Source organism: Secundilactobacillus sp. MJ173, from assembly GCF_059704265.1.
In genome coordinates this window covers 34227-52475 of sequence record NZ_BAAKGN010000036.1, presented here as the reverse complement: position 1 = coordinate 52475, position 18249 = coordinate 34227, and the positions used below count along the sequence as shown (strand labels likewise).

The window sequence follows — 18249 nt, the reverse complement described above, 5'->3', positions numbered from 1 at the left end:
TACAATTTTTAAATTTACGCTTTTTTACCCTTTTAATCAAACACTTAATTCGCTCATAGCAGTATTTTAACCTCATCTTTAAGGCCCTTTCTTGCTTAACCTGATTGGGACTGCTATCCTATATAATCGAGGTGTAAAACATGACAGATGATCGTTATTATCAACCAAAAAACGCTAAGGACGCGCTGCGCTACATTGAAGGCTTATTTAACCAGTACGTTCAGGCACCACTGACGATGGAATTGGTTGCCTACCATCAAAAACTCGTTAAACAGATTCAAGAAGATATTCTCCCAACAGCTGAAAAAGCAGGTCAAAGTGTTCAAGTCGAAAACGCTAACCAAATGCTGACCACTATGCAGTCCTGGCTACGTATCCGCATGAGTGGGCAACCTTTTGCGGGCAAAATGCGTCACTTTAAATTTGAAGCTGATAACGCCAAACCCCAATTTAAGCGTAAAGTCATTAAGGGACGACGAAGCGGAGGTCACCGTTCAGTTCGGCATTAAAGAAGACAAGTTTTCCAATCAGGCTGTTAACCTGTTGAAATTAAGATGTTTCTAATGGAAATATAGTTTATTAAAGGCTAGCTGGTGATACTCATTGCGACAGTAATTGAAGTTGCTGTGAAATAATTTTTACTATACGAAAAAAATGAGATTGTACCGCCAGCCTATCTTGGTACGTATTTCAATTCATTTTTTAGTTATGATTAGTCGTCATGATACTTTGATTCTATACGTCAATATAGCCGAATCGCACGTCAAAAATCAGATTCTGGCCATTTAACGCAAATAAAACCCATTCCGTGCACTTTTCGGAGTGGGTTTTATTTGCGTTAAATTCTGGCATCTACCGCGTTTTGTCACAGCTCATCAAACTTTGAAGCTTTCAACTCTTTCACAGTGTCAAATCATTTCCTAAACACGGTCTCGTAGGTCCTCAATCTTAACCCATATTTGCGCCATGAAAGTACTGAATGCTATTTTATACCACAGACTCGAAGTTCCATAAGCTCTGTGTGGTTTTTGCTTCACTTTCAGTGTAAATAAAAAGTTCTGATATCGTTCGATTTTCATCGATTAACATCAGAACTAATCTTAGATTAATTTATTTGGTCTTAAATAAATTAATGTGCGTTGTATGCCGAAACCAGGTTTTGAAGTGTCTTGGTGACATCTTTGTCAACCTTTTGGGTCACAGCTTTGGCAAAATTTTTGGTGACATTTTGGGTAATTTTGTCAGTATTGTCTTTAACATATTTAAGTGCCGCATCTTTTATTTGTTGTTGCGCCTCAGGTGTACTTGGATCCCCATTTTTACCATCTTTATAATCTTGTTGAGCACCCTTGTTGATTGCGTCGATTACTTGGTTAAGGTATGCATCATATGCTGCTTTATAGTTTGCGTCATAATTCGCATTATAAGTTGCTTTATATTCTGCATTAAATAATTTAGGCTTAGCATAAGTTGACGCATAACTCTTCGCTGGTGAACTCTTAGTCACAGCGGCCGTGTAAGATTTACCCTTATAACTTGGCAGCAAGCCCGCCTTATACCGATTCAACTTAATTTTATACTTACTGTTACTGTATTTATAGATATCCATACGATAAGTCGTCTTATCTAACTTATTCTTATTCATCAAACGATAATAAGTCGTCAGAGTCCGGTGATTCTTGCTTAACTTATACTTAGTTGGGACAGCATAACGAACAGTAGGTTGTTTAAAGTCACCAAATACAAGGATTTGTGTCTTTTTGCTGCCACTTTTAACTTTTTGCCAGTGAAACGCATAAGCGGCTTTTGATACCTTAAAATGACCGCTCGGAACGGACGAAATTTTGTTTGACGCATGTGCTGTGGTTGGTTGCTGCACGGCCACGATACCACCAAACATTACGGCTATCACAATAAGTAATTTTGTACCAATCTTTTTCATCATTATGATTCCCCCTAAAAATAGACCCATAACATTAACCGAATCATAGCATGTTAAATGCGTTAATACAATCCTTAATCTTTTTTGAGCAAAACAAAATGGATCCAAACGGACTTGAACCGTCGACCTCCTACATGCGAAGCAGGCGCTCTCCCAACTGAGCTATGGACCCAATAAACCATAAACAGACTACCACTAAACGGGCAGTCTGTTAATAGGTACAATGATTAATTTAACTGACTAATTTTCCACCATCATTAAACCATCAATATCGTTAAGCTTAATGTGGTTACGTCCTCGCTGTGTGATTAATCCCGACGTCGAGAACTGTTTCAGTTTCCGGCTGATGGTTTCCGGCGAGGTTCCTAAATAAAGCGCTAAATCCTTTTTTTGCAATGGTAAATCAAAATCATTGGTTTCTAATTCAGAACTGGTTTCAACCAGGTAGTTAGCCAACCGTTCCCCAACACTGGTTGTTAACGTCGCAGCTGCCTGGGCTTCAAGTTCGGTTACCCGCTTGCCTAAAGCATTCAACATGTTAATGGCAACCGTTGGTGACTGTTTAATTAATTTTTGAAAATCCTGACGGGTAATTAAGCAGATTTGTGTGTCGGTTAAGGCTTCCGCACTGGTCTGCCTTTCCGAATCTTCAAACAAAACCGATTCGCCATCAAAATCCCCTGTTTGCAAGAGTCGGATCAACTGTTCCCGACCATTAGCTGCACTTTGGGTCACTTTCACTTGCCCATGCGCCATAATAATCAGTGAGTTCGCATGGTCACCTGCCATGAAGACGAATTCACCCTTTTTGACGTGTCGGTCCTGTACCAACTCAGCCACTGCAGAAATCGTGTTATGATCTAATTGCTGAAAAATGGGTACTAACTTAACACATGCGATTGCATCATGATTTTCTAGCATAGCCCTAACCTCCAATCGACATACTTTCCTGCTTCATTCTAACCTGATTATACCCGATAAGACAGTCATTGAACTTGACGTAAATCAAGTCTGATTGATGACCATCAGCCAACAACCGCTATTTATCAGTGCGTACCCGTTGAATTTTGACCACGTAAAGTCTTAAAATGAATGAGAAGAGGTGATTATTCTTGAAAAAATCTGAGAGAGTACTCAAAGAGAATGTGATCGTTGACATGAACGACTTCTTATTGGAGTATGGTGCCAAAAAGTTAGGGAATCGAGATGATCTTGCGGAGGTCATCTATAACGCAGCTAAAAGCGACGTTAAGGGCTTAGATTCACTATTTAAAGATGGTGGCGAAGCCCGTGAACGCATCTATAAAGCCGTGGGTGAAGGGTTTCTTGCGGACTATCAATCTGGTGAATCGACCGACGAACTGGACAAAGATTCTGAATCACTCGTCCAAGAAGCCATCAGCTATCTCGGTAAACATGAAAAAGAACTCGATGACTGGAAGTTTAACTAAGTTACAATGCAACCGTTAAAATAAATAATCCCCATTCTGATAAAACCATCAGATGGGGATTATTTATTTTTACGACATTTATTAAATTCCTTAAACGTGCTCAAACAAGCAAAGAGTTACATATAAAGGCTTATTTTCACACTCTCTACTTCACAACAATATCATAGTGGCCACCATACGTGCCACGATCATGGACAACCCCAACACCCAACGGCGTCTTAATCTTAGTACCAAACTTTTTGTTATTCGCTAAAATTAAATAGCCGTTCTTATCGTGCCCATTTAACGTATAAGTCCCATCGGAAGTGTAGGCACCCATACCAAAAATGTGCGAACCGTTTGGTGAATAATAGGTAAATACACGGTGATGATAATGGACACGACCCATACGTTTAAAAGCAGAGATGCTCATAATCGCATCTGCTTTGGGGTTATATTTTGTTTTTGCAGCTGCGTTCGTTCCGGTCACACCGGCAACGCCCGCAAACATTGATACGGTGAGTAATAGACTCGCTATCCAAGTTTTTAATGACAAGATTAATTCTCCTCAACAATCTAGTTCGTTTGTAGCCAACAGGACTAGTATAGTCAAAGAAAATTACGCCAGTATCTCATTCAAGTTAATATTTGTCAGCATTTTGAAATAATTGTCACATAACTGTTATATTAATGATGCATTTTCTGGAATAACGCAGCCCTCAGATCATTACCCACTATCTCCAACACAAGCTTGATCAGTTGATCCGGCATATACCCCGTCACGTCTAATTGCGCTTCATGGCCATTCACATGGATAATTACCGTACCGCTGGTCACCAATTCGATGTTATATGTAGCCAGCAACGGCTTTAAAGCAGCCAACTGTGCCTCAGTCATTTTTATTCCCCCAATCTTCACTACCTTAATTATAGTAATTGAGGGCATTTCAAAGCAAGTACTAGTCAGCAGCTTAAATCGAATAGGCATCCTGACCAGAAACAATCGTGCGCACGGTTTTGCCCAGAACTTGTTCACCAACGAAAGGAGAGTTGTGTCCCTTAGATAAGAAGTCCGCAGCGTTGATTGTAAATGGCGTGGTGAGATCGAATAGCGCCATATCAGCTGGTGCACCTTCAACAAGTTGCCCAGCATTGAGTCCGAATAATGCTGCTGGTTGTACGGCCATCCAGTTGATCAGCTGCGCCAGGCTAAACTGCCCCGTTTTTACAAATTTGGTGTATAGCATGGCAAATGCCGTTTCACTACCAGTAATACCAAAGGGTGACTTCAACATGGACTGCGCTTTTTCGGCATCCGTGTGTGGTGCATGGTCGGTAGCAATGACGTCGATGGTCCCGTCTAGCAGTCCAGCAATGAGTGCCTGTCGATCTTGTTCACTGCCCAGCGGCGGATTCATTTTAAGCATGGCATTATCACGCGTAATCACCTCATCGCTTAACAATAAATGATGGGGAGACACTTCACAGGTCACGTTCACGCCTGCTGCTTTCGCTGCTCGAACGACCTGAACCGTCGCAGCCGACGAAACGTGGCAAACGTGGTAATGGACTCCGGTGGCAGCTGCTAACGCCACATCCCGGGCTACTTGAGCGGTTTCGGAAACACTGGGAATGCCAGGCAGTCCCAAACGTTTTGACACGCTGCCTTCGTGCATGACGCCACCGTAAGTCAAGCTGTCGTCTTCCGCATGGGCGACCACCGCCATGTTCAATGCAGCTGCCTGCTTCATTCCCTGATACATCGTCCCAGCAGTTTGAACACCGTTACCATCATTACTGAATGCAAAGGCACCAGCAGCCTTTAAGCCCGCCATATCAACCAGTTCATCACCGCCACGATCAGTAGTGATGGTGGCATACTGAACCATGTGAACTGCGCCGTCTCGCTGGTTTAACGCTAGCATATCTTGCATCCGTTCTGGCGTGTCTGGAGCTGGAATAACGTTTGGCATGGCAGCAATGGTGGTATAACCACCATGAGCAGCTGCTAAGCTCCCCGTCTTGACCGTTTCCTTATCAGTTTGACCGGGTTCCCGTAAATGAACGTGCAGGTCAACTAGCCCCGGGCTTACAAATAAGCCCTGCGCATCAATTATCTGGTCAACCGGCACATTTGCCGCAATGTGCTGCCCTATTTTTTCAATTTTACCGTCAGCAATTAAAACATCTTGCACTTGTAAATGCCCATCAACCAGGCACTGCCCGTTTTTAATTAATCGTTTCATGATTAATCCTCATCCACCAACCCTTGGTAACGCAGCAAACTTGTCATGATTGCCATACGAACGTAGACACCGTTAGCCATTTGCTGGAAAATTCTGGAGCAGTCACATTCCACTAGTTCATCGGCAATTTCCACACCACGGTTAACTGGCGCTGGGTGCATGATGATGGCGTGCTCCTGCATCCGAGCTTTGCGAGCAGGTGTCAGGCCGTATTCAGCATTATATTTAGCCGCAGTAAAGTTCTTATTTTCTGAAGCATCTAGTCGTTCGTGCTGAACGCGCAGAAACATCATCACGTCCATTTGATCAACCAAATCATCTACCGGTAGCCAAGTTCCGTAGGCATCAAAGCGTTCATCAAACCACTTCTTGGGTCCGCCGAAGAAGACCTGAGCACCAAGTTTATTCAAAACTTCCATGTTTGATCGGGCTACTCGTGAATGAGATAAGTCACCGATAATCGCCACTTTTAAACCTTCAAAAGTGCCAAATTCTTCGTAAATCGTCATCATATCAAGCAATGATTGTGAAGGATGCTCACCAGAACCATCACCCCCGTTAGCGATACCTACATGAATGTTGCGGTCATTCACTAGCGCGTTGTAATATTCGTTATGTCGATCACGAATGGCAACCACATCAACACCGATAGCCTGCAGTGCCTTCACGGTATCGCCCATACTCTCACCCTTATTCACTGAGCTGACAGCCGGGTTGAAGTCAACGACTTGCAAGCCCAATTTACGTTCAGCCATTTCAAAGCTGGTGTGGGTTCGGGTACTGTTTTCAAAGAACAGGTTGGCCGCGTAAACTGGCCGGGTCAGGTGAATCTGTTTACCAGCTTTAAACTGCTGGGCTTCTTTAATGAATGCCATCACTTCATCGGCATCCAAATCTTTCATACTGAGTACGTTTGCGTAACTTAACGGCTTGGTGGTTTCAATCATAGTTTTTTCCTCCTAAAATAAACGCGCCTTGCCGTGTTTGCAAAGCGCGCCTTTTAGGGTTTTATCCTTTGGACGTTTTGCTCTCACGGGAGACAATTAAATCGTCAGACAACAAAAACCTCTCTACCGCCTGTGGGTAGAGAGGTTCACCAAAGTCTAGACTCTGCGTCTAGTTCATCGTGCCTTCTTAGCCTCACAGGACTATTTGTTAAAGGTTTCATTGCTGATATCATACCCTGTTTATTTGCCAGAAACAAGTTCTTTTTTAAATTTTTTTGACCTTTACAACCAGGAAACCGTTAATGACGTATCATGCTATAATGGATTTCAGCTATGAACAAAGAGGAACGAAAAATGACAATCACCAAATTAGGGATTCGCGAACTAGTAGAATTCACGCTACGTTCTGGCGATCTTAATGCCAGCATGAACAGCATGAATACTGCTCTAGAAGGCGCTCAAATTCACCGCATGCTTCAAAAATCACGTGGCGAGCACTACCAAAAAGAATATAGTCTTGAACATGAAGTGGAACTAGCAGGTAAGCCCTACTTAGTCCATGGTCGCGCTGACGGGGTCATTTTAAACGGGAACGAGACCTTGATTGAGGAAATTAAAACGTCTGATGCAGCTTTTGATGATCTCACCGAAAACACCCTCACACTGTATTGGGGCCAGGCTAAGATGTACGCGTATATCCTGATGACCGACGAGAAGCTGACCCAGTTAACGTTGCAGTTGACTTACTATCGCCGGACAACCGAAGAAGTGACCACGCGAAAAATTTCTTATACCTTAACCGAGGCCACTGAATTTTTTAATTCGGTAACGGCTGAATACGAAACGTGGCTGCAGCTACAGGCCGATTTGCGAAATAGTCGCAATACTTCAATCAAAAACCTAACATTTCCTTTCGACCACTACCGAACGGGACAGCGTGAACTTGCCGTATCGGTCTACAAAGCATTACGCCTAAAAAAACAGCTATTCATTGAAGCACCCACTGGTACGGGAAAAACCATTTCAACGGTCTTCCCGTGTATTAAAGCCATGGGTGAAAACCAAATTCAGCGACTTTTTTATTTAACTGCCAAACAAAGTACCCGGCGAGTCGCAGAGCAGGCACTGGGGCTAATGGCCCAACAGGGATTGACCCTTCGTAGCATTACGCTAACTGCTAAGGATACGATCACTTTTCCGGAAGAAACGGACCTATCGCCCGAAGAGAACCCGTTTATGGTGGGCTATTACGACCGCTTAAAGCCTGGTTTAAAAGACATTTTAACCAATGAGACCGCCATTACTCGAGAAACCGTGGAAACTTATGCCCGTAAACACCAACTGGATCCCTTTGAATTTTCATTGGATATCAGTCTCTTTTGTGATGTCATCATATGTGACTATAACTATCTGTTCGATCCACAGGTCTACCTTCAGCGATTCTTCGCTGTCGACCACGACGATGACAACTTTTTTCTCGTGGACGAAGCACACAACTTGGTAAGCCGTTCTCGGGATATGTACTCCACGGAATTATCGTTGGCGTCATTGACGGATCTGATTGCAGCCACTAAAAATTCGGATGAAGGCACACCGACCCTACTAAGGGCTTTTCGGGCGATGCGCCGGGCCTTCTTTAAGGTCGCAGGACCGCTGATTGAAAGTGGCGAAGAAGAAAGTGTCTTTAACCATCCTGCCGATGACTTCAACAAAGCCGTCACAAAACTCAGTGATCATATCAGCGATTGGCTAGGTGACGAACAACGACCACAAACCGACTATACCAAAGCCGTTCTGGATTATTACTTTGCCTGCTTAAGCTACTTGAAGATCGCCGACTTCTACGATGAGACTTATCGCACCAAAATTAATTTAGGTGATGATCATGACCGGGAGATTACCTTTAAGCAACTGTGCCTAGATCCCAGCGCATTTCTACGAGACTGTCTGGATAAGGGCCGTGGTGCAGTGCTATTTTCAGCTACGCTTTCACCACTGGATTATTATCAGCGTGTCCTCGGTGGCAATAGTGACAGCCTCTGCTATCAGTTACCCTCACCGTTCCCGCCAAAACATCAAAGTATTTTGATCACCGACTATATCAGTACGACTTATCGTAGTCGGGAAGCTAACTTAGCTAAAATTATCACCAGTATCAAAACGTTAGTGAACGGTAAAACGGGTAATTACCTCGTCTTTCTACCTTCCTACAGCTTTCTAAGTACCGTTAGTTTAGCGTTCAAAACGGCCTATCCAGATCTGCAAACCGTCACTCAAGCCCCCAACATGAGCGAGTCAGACCGGTCAAGTTTTTTGGCCGCCTTCCAGCCCAACCCAGATGAGTCACTAGTTGGTTTTGCTATTTTAGGTGGGTTGTTTTCTGAGGGCATCGATTTAACCGCTAACCGGCTGATTGGTGTGGCAATCGTTAGCGTAGGATTACCAGGGTTGAGCACGGAAAATAATTTGCTACGGGACTACTTCGACTCGCAGGGTGAACCGGGTTTCGAATACGCTTATCAAATCCCTGGTTTGAACCACGTCTTTCAGGCAGCAGGCCGATTAATTCGCAGTACTTCTGACCAAGGCGTCATTCTCTTGATGGATCAGCGATTTGCCAGTCAGCGCTATACCCGCTACTTCCCACCGCATTGGCAGTATCACCGTATTCTGCACAGCGCTAATGAACTAGCCCCCACCATTGAACATTTCTGGGAAATGACCGATAAGGAGCCGAGCCAATCTTGAAAACAAAACTCACACTAGAACTGGAAAAAACACTGTATGAAACTTGTATTGAAGCTGGCAGTATCGCGGTAGAAGAAGTCACGATGCCTGATGATCAAGGAATTGTGGACACTTTAAGCTATCAGCATTTACCAAACGGTGAAGACGAGTGGCGTTGCTACGAATTAAAGGTGACTAAAAGTGATTTTCATTCCCACGCCAAACTTTCATTTATCGGTAACTACAACTACTTCGTCCTGCCACTATCCCTCTATCAAGAAGTCGCAGATGAAATTCCGGCAGAGATTGGCGTCCTCAGCTATCAAAAATATGATCCCACCCAATTAGCTGCTGCCACTGAACCCGTCTTAGCACCCGGCTATCTCACCGTTGAAAAGAAACCGCGGTACCAACAAATCGCCCTTGATCAAGGCGAATTGATGCGTCACTTTCTTTACTCGCTTGCCCGGGAAGTTCGCAAAGCTAAACGAGTGGAAACGGGCATCAGTCAGTATGCCACTGACCGGCTCTTCAAAGAACTAAAAAAACGCCATCAGCACTACGACATTTATGATCCAGAAAACAATTTTTACGACCGCTTTATTGACGAAACGCGTGCTAACGCGGTCACAGCGCTGCAAGAAGAAGTGGACGCGCTAAACTTAGAAATTGCCAAACTGCAACACCAACTCTACGAGGCGAAGCAAAAATGATTTATTATCCTTATTTTCGCGGTCGTCAGTATGACCTGCGCGCGCTAACTGAATTTGCTGAACGTCACTACACCGCTGACATTGTGCCCATTATTGAGCCGGTGCGTGACGTACCCGCACTGCCGAAAACAATCAAAACGTTTGCCCAGTATCACCACCGATTAGCAGTTATCCAGAATCCCCAAGTCGATCACTATGATTATCAGGCCGCTAAACGCTATCCCATCAACGACTTGTTTGAACAGCCTGGCATTCAACGAGCCTACGTTTTAACACCGCTATTACCCCCCAACCTTTTAGATAACAGCCTAGTAATCGTTCAACACTACGCTGATTTAAAATTATTTCTCGATCACGACTGGTTACCTCAGTCAGCTACACTTTTGACACCACCCGAAGCTCGCATCCGTCAACTGCTTGCTGGTCGCCGTTTCGGTCACTTATTTGATCATTACGCCGTGCCGGAACACAGTTTTGAATTTTCAACGATGCCAGATAGTTTTTGGTCTAACGATATCGAGTTTGCCCATCAATATCAGGAAATTGGCTTTAGTGATTATTTGACTCAAGGAGCTGCCTACTTTGAACGTGGTCATCCTAGTCGCACGGTCACGCTACACTTAGTTTATTTAGCTGATCATCAGGTACGCATCCACCATTTTGTTTCTGACCAACACGATGATTTTAAACACCAACGGGAAAAATACTTTGAAGCCTTAACCAAGGCAGTTCAATGGATCAAGACGCAACCTGCAGAAAATCAGACAACCGCTACCGCCAAGCTAGTCGCGTTGTCAGATCAACACCACTTCCCTGGTATGGGTGTTCTGAAGGCGCTGACGATTGAACACCATTTGGAGATTATGGAACACTACTTAGCGTTAGATTAATTCAGCGTGAATACCAAAAACGCCACTCCAAATTGGAATGACGTTTTTGGTATTTCTCTCCACTCTCATAAACGTGTTCAAACAAGCAGAGAGCCGCATATAAGTCAGGCAAGACATAAATCCAAGTGCGGGATTTTTGCCTTGCTTTTCACTTCCCTAAACGTGTTCAAACAAGCAGAGAGCTGCATGTAAGTCAGGCAAGACATAAATCCAAGTGCGGGATTTTTGCCTTGCCTGACTTACACTCCGCTCTCTAACCGCTTGTTTTCACACTCTTACTTTTTCATCGTCTTCGCCAACAACCCCACGTACGCAATGGCACCCTTCGTTTGTAAATGCACATTATCATCCGCAAACCAAGTTGGCTGATCCTTACTGAGACCATGCCAATCCACCATGTGCACGTTAGGGATACTGTTGGCAATTGAAGCAATCATCTGATTGGTTTGATCCTGCCATTTTTGCGTCGGCACGTGGGTATTAATCCAGTAGACCTGCCGTTTATTGCCCACTACTTTGAGGAAACGTGAAATATCGGCCTTCCTTGGCGGTCCGTTAGTCCCCAGATTAACCACGACGGTATCCGCCAATTGATGTTCGTTCTTTAAATTTTGAGCAATCTTCGGTAAATCATAAAATTGTCGTCCCACAGCGCCATCAACTTGAGCATTGGGAAAAACCTGCTTCATTTCTGGCACAATATCAACCATGACTGAATCACCAATGGCTGTGATCTTAGCATGATGCGCCTTGACCGTTGCCTTAGGACTTAAATGATACTTCTGGGCCACCTTTTTTTCTGAGGCCGTTAGCTTAATCGGTTTTGGTTTTGGCTTGGGTTTAGTAGTCGTTGTTTGACCGAATAAATTGGCAATCGATTTATGCCCAACTGCGAAACCACCGATCAACACGATTACAACGAGAATCACCCAGAAAATGGGCCGTTTTAGTATTGGTTTTCTTGGAGCTGCATGTCGCTTCATTACGCTTTTTTCTCCCTCTATTGCTGTTTCCCCTATTTTAACATTCTTAGGCTCTATTTTACTGAATTACCCAGCACGGATAAGTCAAAGTGTTCATTGGCGCACAGAAAAATGGATATCCTAAATCAGAATATCCACCATCCGTCGATTCATAATTAAGTGACTGTTCTCGTTTTAAATACCAAAAACTAATTTTAGATAGCCTGCAGCTAACGTTAAACCAATCAACCACAAGTCTAATTCCTGTAATCCTCGTGCCTGCTTCGTTGTATCAAAAACCATAAAGTGACCGCTAAAAAGAACGAGGCTGGCAAACAGTAAAAATGCGAATAAGAACTCCGAAGTCCCCAGAATCAGGCTGATGAAGGTGACCAGGTTCAGTGCTAATAACAAGACTCGCCCCCACGTTACCTCTCGTTTCATGGCCACCAACTGAAGATTAATTCGATTCATCATGTCTAACTCACTCCTATCCTGATAATTGGTTATCTAACCAAGGACATTGTAACGCTTCCAACGTTGTTTTATAGGGATTTACAGGAGGTTTTAGCAAGTTCTAATACAGTCAAAAAGCCCGTGTCCTAAAGGTGATAGACACGGGCTTTTTAAAATGAGAATGCTTAGATAAATCTTATTTATGCGCGTTGTTTTACTTATTTGACGGGTGCTACGCAAACACCTTCTGGTACCTTAAAGTCCTTTTGAACTAAAGTTAATTTACCAGTATCAGCGTCACGACTGTACAACGTTGCGTTATCAGTGTTCTGGTTAACTAAGATAATGAAACTTTCGTCCGCATTGAAGTTGAAGTCACGCGGGAAGTCACCCTCTGATGGGATTTGATCAATCATCGTTAATTCGCCGTTATCTTCAACCTTGAAAGTTGCAATGGAGTTGTACCCACGGTTAGAAACGTAGAGGAATTTGTTGTCGCTAGATAGACGGATCGCAGCGGCACCGTTATGAGCAGTCCAGTCACGTGGAATGGTCGTTAATTCTTCCCGCAAAGTAAACTTACCAGCTTCTGCATCATAGTCCAATACATCAACGCCGCTGCCAAGTTCACCAACTAAATAAGCGACGTTTTTGTCAGTATTGAAAACGATGTGCCGTGGACCAAAACCGGCAGCACACTTGAACTGAGACTTCTCGGTTAATTTGCCGTCATCACTTAGATCATAAAGGTAAACCACGTCTTCACCGAGGTCGCATGACACTAACCGCTTATCCGGTGTTAAATCAGCAAAGTGTGGGTGTGGTCCATCCTGCTGTTCTGGAGCAGGACCAACGGCACCAGTATGTTGAGTGGTGTCTGCGGTTGTCAACGTGCCATCATCATTGATCTTATAGACGATAACGACACCAGTATGATAATTAGCCGTAAAAACTAATTGACGGTCTTCATCAACAGCAACATAAGCTGGGTTGGGTCCAGCAATCAGATTTTTATCCAGTTCCTTAAACGGCTTTTCACTAGCATCAAAGACCTTCAAACCACCAATCTTCTTGCCATCTTCTGATTCCGCGTCAATAGCGTAAACCTTATGTGCCTTTGATTCGGCAACGTAGGTTGGGTTGCCAGCGCGGCCAACTAATTCAAGGTTTTGTAACTGCTTCTTTTCAGTGTCTAATTGCAGTTCGTAAACACCTTCACTGCTCTTATGCGTATAGGTACCGATTAAAAATGTTTCAATCATGTTCAATCCTCCACTATGCTTAATATTAAATTCAACGTCAATTATAGCACAGGTCTAGTCCGACCCTAAAAGGTGAATGATTTCTTTGTGATTATTTTTACTTGGTTGAAAGGGTTCGAATCAGGTGCATTTTATGGTACACTCGTAGACATTCACTCACAAAAAGGAAGTATTTCCATGGAAAAATTTGAACTTTACCACCCAATATTAACGCCGCATTATCAGTTGAATTGGCTGACTAATTTTAAAGTGAAGGACATCAACGCTTTACGTCAAACCGTTAATCCCAATGAATCAATGATTGAAACGGCCAACTATATCAACCGTGAAATGAGCACTGTCATGAACGATCGAGCACTAACCTGGGGTGTTGGGGATAAGCAAACCGATCACTTCCTGGGCATTGTTACCTTGACGCCAGCCAATGACACATCTGAAAAGGCTGAGCTCACAATTACCCGGGTGAACGATGATGATCAGGCATTAGTTGAAGAAATCAAAACTTACATGGCCGAATTTTCCAAAAATCAGCTTCTGAATACTCATTTAGTCATTAAATTAAAATGAGGCTTTCTGGAATCTTTCTAAAAAAAGTGTTTTAATAAGGGTAACTAATAATTACTCTAATGTGAAAGGAGATTATAATCATGAAAGAACCCGATGCAACCCTTAACGCTGCGCTTGCTAAGCTCCGCGAACAGCATGTTCGAATCACTCCTCAGCGTAAATTAATTCTAGACTACTTAATGACTCATGAAAATCATCCGCCGGTAGAAGAAATCTATAAGGAATTGGCTCCCAAAATGGCTTCTCTTAGTCTTGCCACCGTGTATAATACACTGAACCTTTTCGTTGAACTGGGAATTGTTATTGAGATTCCTAACGAAAATGGTGGTGTTCGGTACGATTTCTTCGGTCAACCTCACTATCACGCTATTTGCGAAAACTGCGGTAAAGTGACTGATATTTATGATCCCAATTTGCCACAAATCGCTAGTATGCTGGAAAACACGGCTCAAAAACAGTCTGGTTATGATTTCAACTCCTGCCACATCGAGCTTTATGGTCTCTGCCCAGAATGCCAAGCTAAAGGCATTACGCGAGCTTCGTAAATAACGCCTAACTTTAAACGCAAAACCGGGTTAACTTTAACTTCAAAGTTGAGCCGGTTTTTTAGATACCTGACTGAAATCTAAAATTAATGGCTTAAGCGTTTTGTTACCTGTTTTTAACATGAATGAAAACAAGCTCAGTTTAGCCTACCAAGACAACGTCTAAGCCTGTAATATTACAGGCTCAGCGACTGTTGCTAGCTTGTCAAGCAGCCTTTTTCTCGGTAGTATGATTCCAGAGAATGAATCGACCGTTCATTAAAAATATGTTTATAGAGAGATGATAAATGTGAAGAAATTGCCAAAGTTTTCATTATTACTTACTGGATTACTGACATTATTCACAGTGAGTGCAGCCAGTACAACCACTGCTCACGCTGCCAGTTCAGCCGTAAATAATTATATTTCAAGTCAAAAGATTAAACCTGCTAAGGTGACCAAAACCATTTGGAGTGGCTTTCCTAAGAATGCTTACCGGCATGGTGTTGGTAAACCAGAGGGCGTGGTCGTGCACGAAACGGCCAACCCAAGTTCCACTATTTACAACGAAATTGCCTATATGAAGGCACATTACAATAACGCTTTTGTTCACTCTTTCGTTGATGCTTCTCGGATCATTAACATTGCGAATACCAACTACCTTGCTTGGGGTGTTGGGTTCCCTGGTAACGCCCGCTTTGTTCAATTCGAACAAGTCGAAGTCCACAGCAAGAGCGCCTTTGCTCACGAAGTTGCCAACGCGGCTTGGTACACAGCCTACTTGCTCCATCAATATGGTTTGAAGCCAAACGACGCTGCCTATGACGGTAAAGGTACGGTTTGGTCTCACGGTTCAGTTGCCAAACACCTTGGTGGCTCTGATCATACCGATCCAGTGGGTTATTACTCAACGACTGGTAAGAAATACTTCGGCCAAAGCTACAACATGGCCGCCTTCTATCAGTTAGTCCACTCATACTACTACAGTGATTTTAGTGGTTCTGCTTCAACACCAAGTAGTTCAGCTTCCGCTACGCCACTGGATAAAGTCACTTACAGTAAGCTGACTACTACTGGTAAACTTTCAAGTCAGTATGCTAACTATCGTTTGTATAATCACGTTAAGAACGCATATGCTAACACTTCCAAGTACAGCTGGTCATCTGTCGGTGCCGCTGCAGGCAAGAAGGTTTACATCAACGATAAGGGTGTGAAGGACAAAGCCGGTACAACTTGGTACCGTTTCACCTTCAGCACCGCAAAGAACGCTAAGCAGTACTGGGCTTACTCTGGTGCCGTTGATTTAGATAAATAGAGTGTGAAAATAAGCATTTAGAGAGTGGAGAATAAGGCACAGCCAATGAAAATCCTGGTTTTGGGATTTCCATTGGCTGTGCCTTATTTGCAACTCTCTGCTTGTTTGAGCACGTTTAAGAAACGTGTGAAGCAGTGACATAAGTCTATGTTGATAAAAGTTTTGTCTGCTTTCTCGACTTATAAAAATTTACTTTTGTTCAATACTTCTACCTAGCCTAAATCTGTTTCACAACTCAGATTCCAGAGTTGTTTCACACTTTTTTTCTAGCCTGTCTTTCACTAGCCACCATTGCCCAAGTTGTTAACGGAATCGTGGCAATCACTGACATCATGGAGAACAGAACCATTAACACTTCCCCAACCAATATTTTGTCATTTAAAATTTCACCTAAGGAATAATGCACACCTGCAAACCAGATGAACAGCGCTAAAAAACCACCGAAGAACCCAAAAAACAAGGTGTTAAACGTCGTCCCAATAATTTGAGAACCCACTTTAAAACCCGCAGCCTGTAAATTCTTCAAAGTAATTTTCGGATGTTGCTCTAGTATTTCAGCTAATCCGGCAGCAATCGCAATGGCTGCTTCGGCAATGGCCCCTAATGTACTCAAAATTGCCGTGGAAATGGCCACGTTTAAATAGCTGATGCCTAAAATCGTGGACATCCCTTCTAAATCTTCACTATCTTCCTGCCCAAACCCCTGAATCTGCGCCCAGTGTTCAACCGGGATGATTAAAATCACCAGCAGGATCAAGACCGCCACAGAAGCATAGAAAGCTACCATGGTACTGTTTGAATCATTGCCACCAAGAAAAATGGTCATCGCAAGCACGATAATCCCCGTCACCAACGTCACTAAAACTGGTGAAAAGTGAAAGGCCATCAGCACCATGGAAAAGAACAGTGCAGCAAAGTTAAAGAGTAGACTAATCCAGGCCTGCAATCCCTGAGTACCACCCACAGCAACCATGCAAATGAGTAACAGTAATCCTAGTGCCGTAATCGTCCCCATGACTTATGACCTCCAATCATTAGACTTGTAATGCCACAGGCAAGTGGAATCGTCAATACGATACCAATCCCGCTAATGAGACTTTGGACCACCCCAAGCGACATGGTCATATTGAAGGTATACCCCCAGGAGTTGGCATTTTTCAGAAAAAGCAACGCCAGCGGTAAAGTCTCCGCCACGAAAATAAAGAATAATACATTGACTAAAGGCCCCATGATCTCGCCGCCGATTTGCCTACCAGATTTAAAAATTTGTTTGGCTGAAATATCGGGTTTCTCCGTTTTTAACGCCATTAGTGACGCAATAATATCCGTGGATTCATCCATGACTGCCCCCAAGGAGCCCAAAATGGTTTCTGCTAGAAACAGCGGTCGTGGCAACTGCGTCACATACTGCATGGACTCATAATACACGCCACGTTCATGGGTCAGCGCAAAAACAGCCAATGCCACTACGATGGAAATCGCGGTGCCCCCAATCGTTGCCAGTAGCGTCATTAACATCTGCCGATTAAAACCAATCACGATCAGCAGCGTTAACGCCGCAAAAACAATCGCTAAACCACCAAAAATAACCAGAACGATGCCACCTTGAGTATGGGTGTTCCAACTAACTGCCAACCAGAACAAAACCCCGTTCACAACGACGCTGGCAAGTGCCATCAAGCCACTAAACCGCATTAGTATTAATAGAAGACTAACGGTCAGCCAGAGTGTAAAAGCCAACGCTGTGTCCCGTTTGAGATTACTAATGGCTGCCGAAATCTGCCCCCGATTGTGGTGTATGGTTAGAAATACCTTTTGACCACGATGGTAACCCAGCGTCGTGGCTTGCGACTTCAAATAAGTATTCTCAATGGTTAACTTTTTTCCCTTATTACTGCCGTTGGTAATTATACCGTGTAATTTCTGTTCAACTTGACGATCCTCATTATTGAATTGATCAGACTGTTTTTCTGAACTGAGTTGCTTAACTGATTGAATTTTTAAAATGGGTGTTTGGTACAGTTGATCATCATGGGCCACACCAAATACCAGCAACGCACCTAAGATGACCACCAAGTAGGGCCACCAGTGTTGCCAAAATAAATGCCTTTTTTTTGCTCCAATTATCATGTCACTACCACCTTGTCACAAACCATCATATCATATGGCCGTTGTGGGATTCAAAGCGCCAAAAGATTTAAACTAACCGTTAGTTTTTACTTTTTTCAACAACTATTCTTGCAATTGAGTGGGTATATAGGGTAGAATG

At 43.4% G+C, this 18249-nt stretch carries 19 protein-coding genes and 1 tRNA gene; 8 read left to right on the top strand and 12 right to left on the bottom strand.

Annotation, left to right across the window (positions count from 1 at the left end):
- Window positions 1-140: 140 nt before the first annotated feature.
- On the top strand, window positions 141-509 hold the full coding sequence (locus AC6H04_RS05825; protein ID WP_497570796.1) for a hypothetical protein: 369 nt from the start codon (window positions 141-143) through the stop codon (window positions 507-509).
- Window positions 510-1129: 620 nt separating this feature from the next.
- Here AC6H04_RS05825 and AC6H04_RS05820 read toward each other — a convergent pair.
- The 3 genes from AC6H04_RS05820 to AC6H04_RS05810 all read right to left on the bottom strand — a co-directional run bounded on the left by AC6H04_RS05820 (window position 1130) and on the right by AC6H04_RS05810 (window position 2863).
- Complete coding sequence (locus AC6H04_RS05820) at window positions 1130-1945, bottom strand: hypothetical protein (RefSeq protein ID WP_497570795.1); 816 nt, start codon at window positions 1943-1945, stop codon at window positions 1130-1132.
- A 96-nt stretch (window positions 1946-2041) separates the two neighbouring features.
- A tRNA-Ala gene (locus tag AC6H04_RS05815) sits at window positions 2042-2114 on the bottom strand.
- A gap of 68 nt (window positions 2115-2182) precedes the next feature.
- Window positions 2183-2863, bottom strand: a complete 681-nt coding sequence (locus tag AC6H04_RS05810) for a Crp/Fnr family transcriptional regulator (protein ID WP_497570794.1) — start codon at window positions 2861-2863, stop codon at window positions 2183-2185.
- Between the two features lie 191 nt (window positions 2864-3054).
- On the opposite strand from AC6H04_RS05810, the gene AC6H04_RS05805 reads away from it, so the two are divergent.
- Window positions 3055-3393 carry a hypothetical protein gene (locus AC6H04_RS05805; protein WP_497570793.1) on the top strand — a complete coding sequence of 113 codons (339 nt, stop codon included), beginning with the start codon at window positions 3055-3057 and terminating at the stop codon, window positions 3391-3393.
- A gap of 145 nt (window positions 3394-3538) precedes the next feature.
- Here AC6H04_RS05805 and AC6H04_RS05800 read toward each other — a convergent pair whose 3' ends face one another.
- From AC6H04_RS05800 to AC6H04_RS05785, 4 genes are all read right to left on the bottom strand, one after another.
- The gene (locus AC6H04_RS05800; RefSeq protein WP_497570792.1) at window positions 3539-3928 is read right to left on the bottom strand and encodes a hypothetical protein; all 390 of its coding nucleotides are present in this window, start codon (window positions 3926-3928) and stop codon (window positions 3539-3541) included.
- Between the two features lie 131 nt (window positions 3929-4059).
- On the bottom strand, window positions 4060-4269 hold the full coding sequence (locus AC6H04_RS05795) for a hypothetical protein (RefSeq protein WP_497570791.1): 210 nt from the start codon (window positions 4267-4269) through the stop codon (window positions 4060-4062).
- 73 nt (window positions 4270-4342) lie between these two features.
- Entirely contained in the window at window positions 4343-5617 is a 1275-nt protein-coding gene (gene pyrC, locus AC6H04_RS05790) for a dihydroorotase (RefSeq protein WP_497570790.1), read from the bottom strand.
- A gap of 2 nt (window positions 5618-5619) precedes the next feature.
- Window positions 5620-6564: an aspartate carbamoyltransferase catalytic subunit gene (locus tag AC6H04_RS05785; RefSeq protein WP_497570789.1), complete on the bottom strand. Its 945-nt coding sequence runs from the start codon at window positions 6562-6564 to the stop codon at window positions 5620-5622.
- A gap of 354 nt (window positions 6565-6918) precedes the next feature.
- Here AC6H04_RS05785 and AC6H04_RS05780 point away from each other — a divergent pair, with 354 nt between their 5' ends.
- The 3 genes from AC6H04_RS05780 to AC6H04_RS05770 are packed head-to-tail and all read left to right on the top strand — an operon-like array spanning window position 6919 to window position 10894.
- Entirely contained in the window at window positions 6919-9312 is a 2394-nt protein-coding gene (locus tag AC6H04_RS05780; protein ID WP_497570788.1) for a helicase C-terminal domain-containing protein, read from the top strand.
- Window positions 9309-10004 carry a PH domain-containing protein gene (locus AC6H04_RS05775; RefSeq protein WP_497570787.1) on the top strand — a complete coding sequence of 232 codons (696 nt, stop codon included), beginning with the start codon at window positions 9309-9311 and terminating at the stop codon, window positions 10002-10004. The genes AC6H04_RS05780 and AC6H04_RS05775 overlap by 4 nt, the downstream gene beginning before the upstream one ends.
- Window positions 10001-10894, top strand: a complete 894-nt coding sequence (locus AC6H04_RS05770; protein ID WP_497570786.1) for a sce7725 family protein — start codon at window positions 10001-10003, stop codon at window positions 10892-10894. The genes AC6H04_RS05775 and AC6H04_RS05770 overlap by 4 nt, the downstream gene beginning before the upstream one ends.
- A gap of 275 nt (window positions 10895-11169) precedes the next feature.
- Here AC6H04_RS05770 and AC6H04_RS05765 read toward each other — a convergent pair whose 3' ends face one another.
- From AC6H04_RS05765 to AC6H04_RS05755, 3 genes are all read right to left on the bottom strand, one after another.
- Complete coding sequence (locus tag AC6H04_RS05765; protein ID WP_497570785.1) at window positions 11170-11877, bottom strand: SGNH/GDSL hydrolase family protein; 708 nt, start codon at window positions 11875-11877, stop codon at window positions 11170-11172.
- 174 nt (window positions 11878-12051) lie between these two features.
- A complete protein-coding gene (locus tag AC6H04_RS05760; RefSeq protein ID WP_497570784.1) occupies window positions 12052-12333 on the bottom strand; it encodes a hypothetical protein in 282 nt (93 codons plus the stop codon).
- A 197-nt stretch (window positions 12334-12530) separates the two neighbouring features.
- The gene (locus AC6H04_RS05755) at window positions 12531-13574 is read right to left on the bottom strand and encodes a lactonase family protein (protein WP_497570783.1); all 1044 of its coding nucleotides are present in this window, start codon (window positions 13572-13574) and stop codon (window positions 12531-12533) included.
- Window positions 13575-13751: 177 nt separating this feature from the next.
- Here AC6H04_RS05755 and AC6H04_RS05750 point away from each other — a divergent pair, with 177 nt between their 5' ends.
- The 3 genes from AC6H04_RS05750 (at window position 13752) to AC6H04_RS05740 (ending at window position 15980) form a co-directional block, all read left to right on the top strand.
- A complete protein-coding gene (locus tag AC6H04_RS05750; protein WP_497570782.1) occupies window positions 13752-14141 on the top strand; it encodes a GNAT family N-acetyltransferase in 390 nt (129 codons plus the stop codon).
- Window positions 14142-14221: 80 nt separating this feature from the next.
- Window positions 14222-14686, top strand: a complete 465-nt coding sequence (locus AC6H04_RS05745) for a Fur family transcriptional regulator (RefSeq protein WP_497570781.1) — start codon at window positions 14222-14224, stop codon at window positions 14684-14686.
- A 289-nt stretch (window positions 14687-14975) separates the two neighbouring features.
- A complete protein-coding gene (locus AC6H04_RS05740; protein WP_497570780.1) occupies window positions 14976-15980 on the top strand; it encodes a peptidoglycan recognition protein family protein in 1005 nt (334 codons plus the stop codon).
- A gap of 253 nt (window positions 15981-16233) precedes the next feature.
- Here the strand turns inward: AC6H04_RS05740 and AC6H04_RS05735 are convergent, their stop codons facing one another.
- Window positions 16234-16995 (bottom strand): YibE/F family protein, encoded by a 762-nt coding sequence (locus AC6H04_RS05735; RefSeq protein WP_497570779.1) that lies wholly within the window; start codon window positions 16993-16995, stop codon window positions 16234-16236.
- Window positions 16974-18110, bottom strand: coding sequence for a YibE/F family protein (locus AC6H04_RS05730; protein ID WP_497570778.1), 1137 nt, complete (start codon window positions 18108-18110; stop codon window positions 16974-16976). The genes AC6H04_RS05735 and AC6H04_RS05730 overlap by 22 nt, the downstream gene beginning before the upstream one ends.
- Between the last annotated feature and the right edge of the window lie 139 nt (window positions 18111-18249).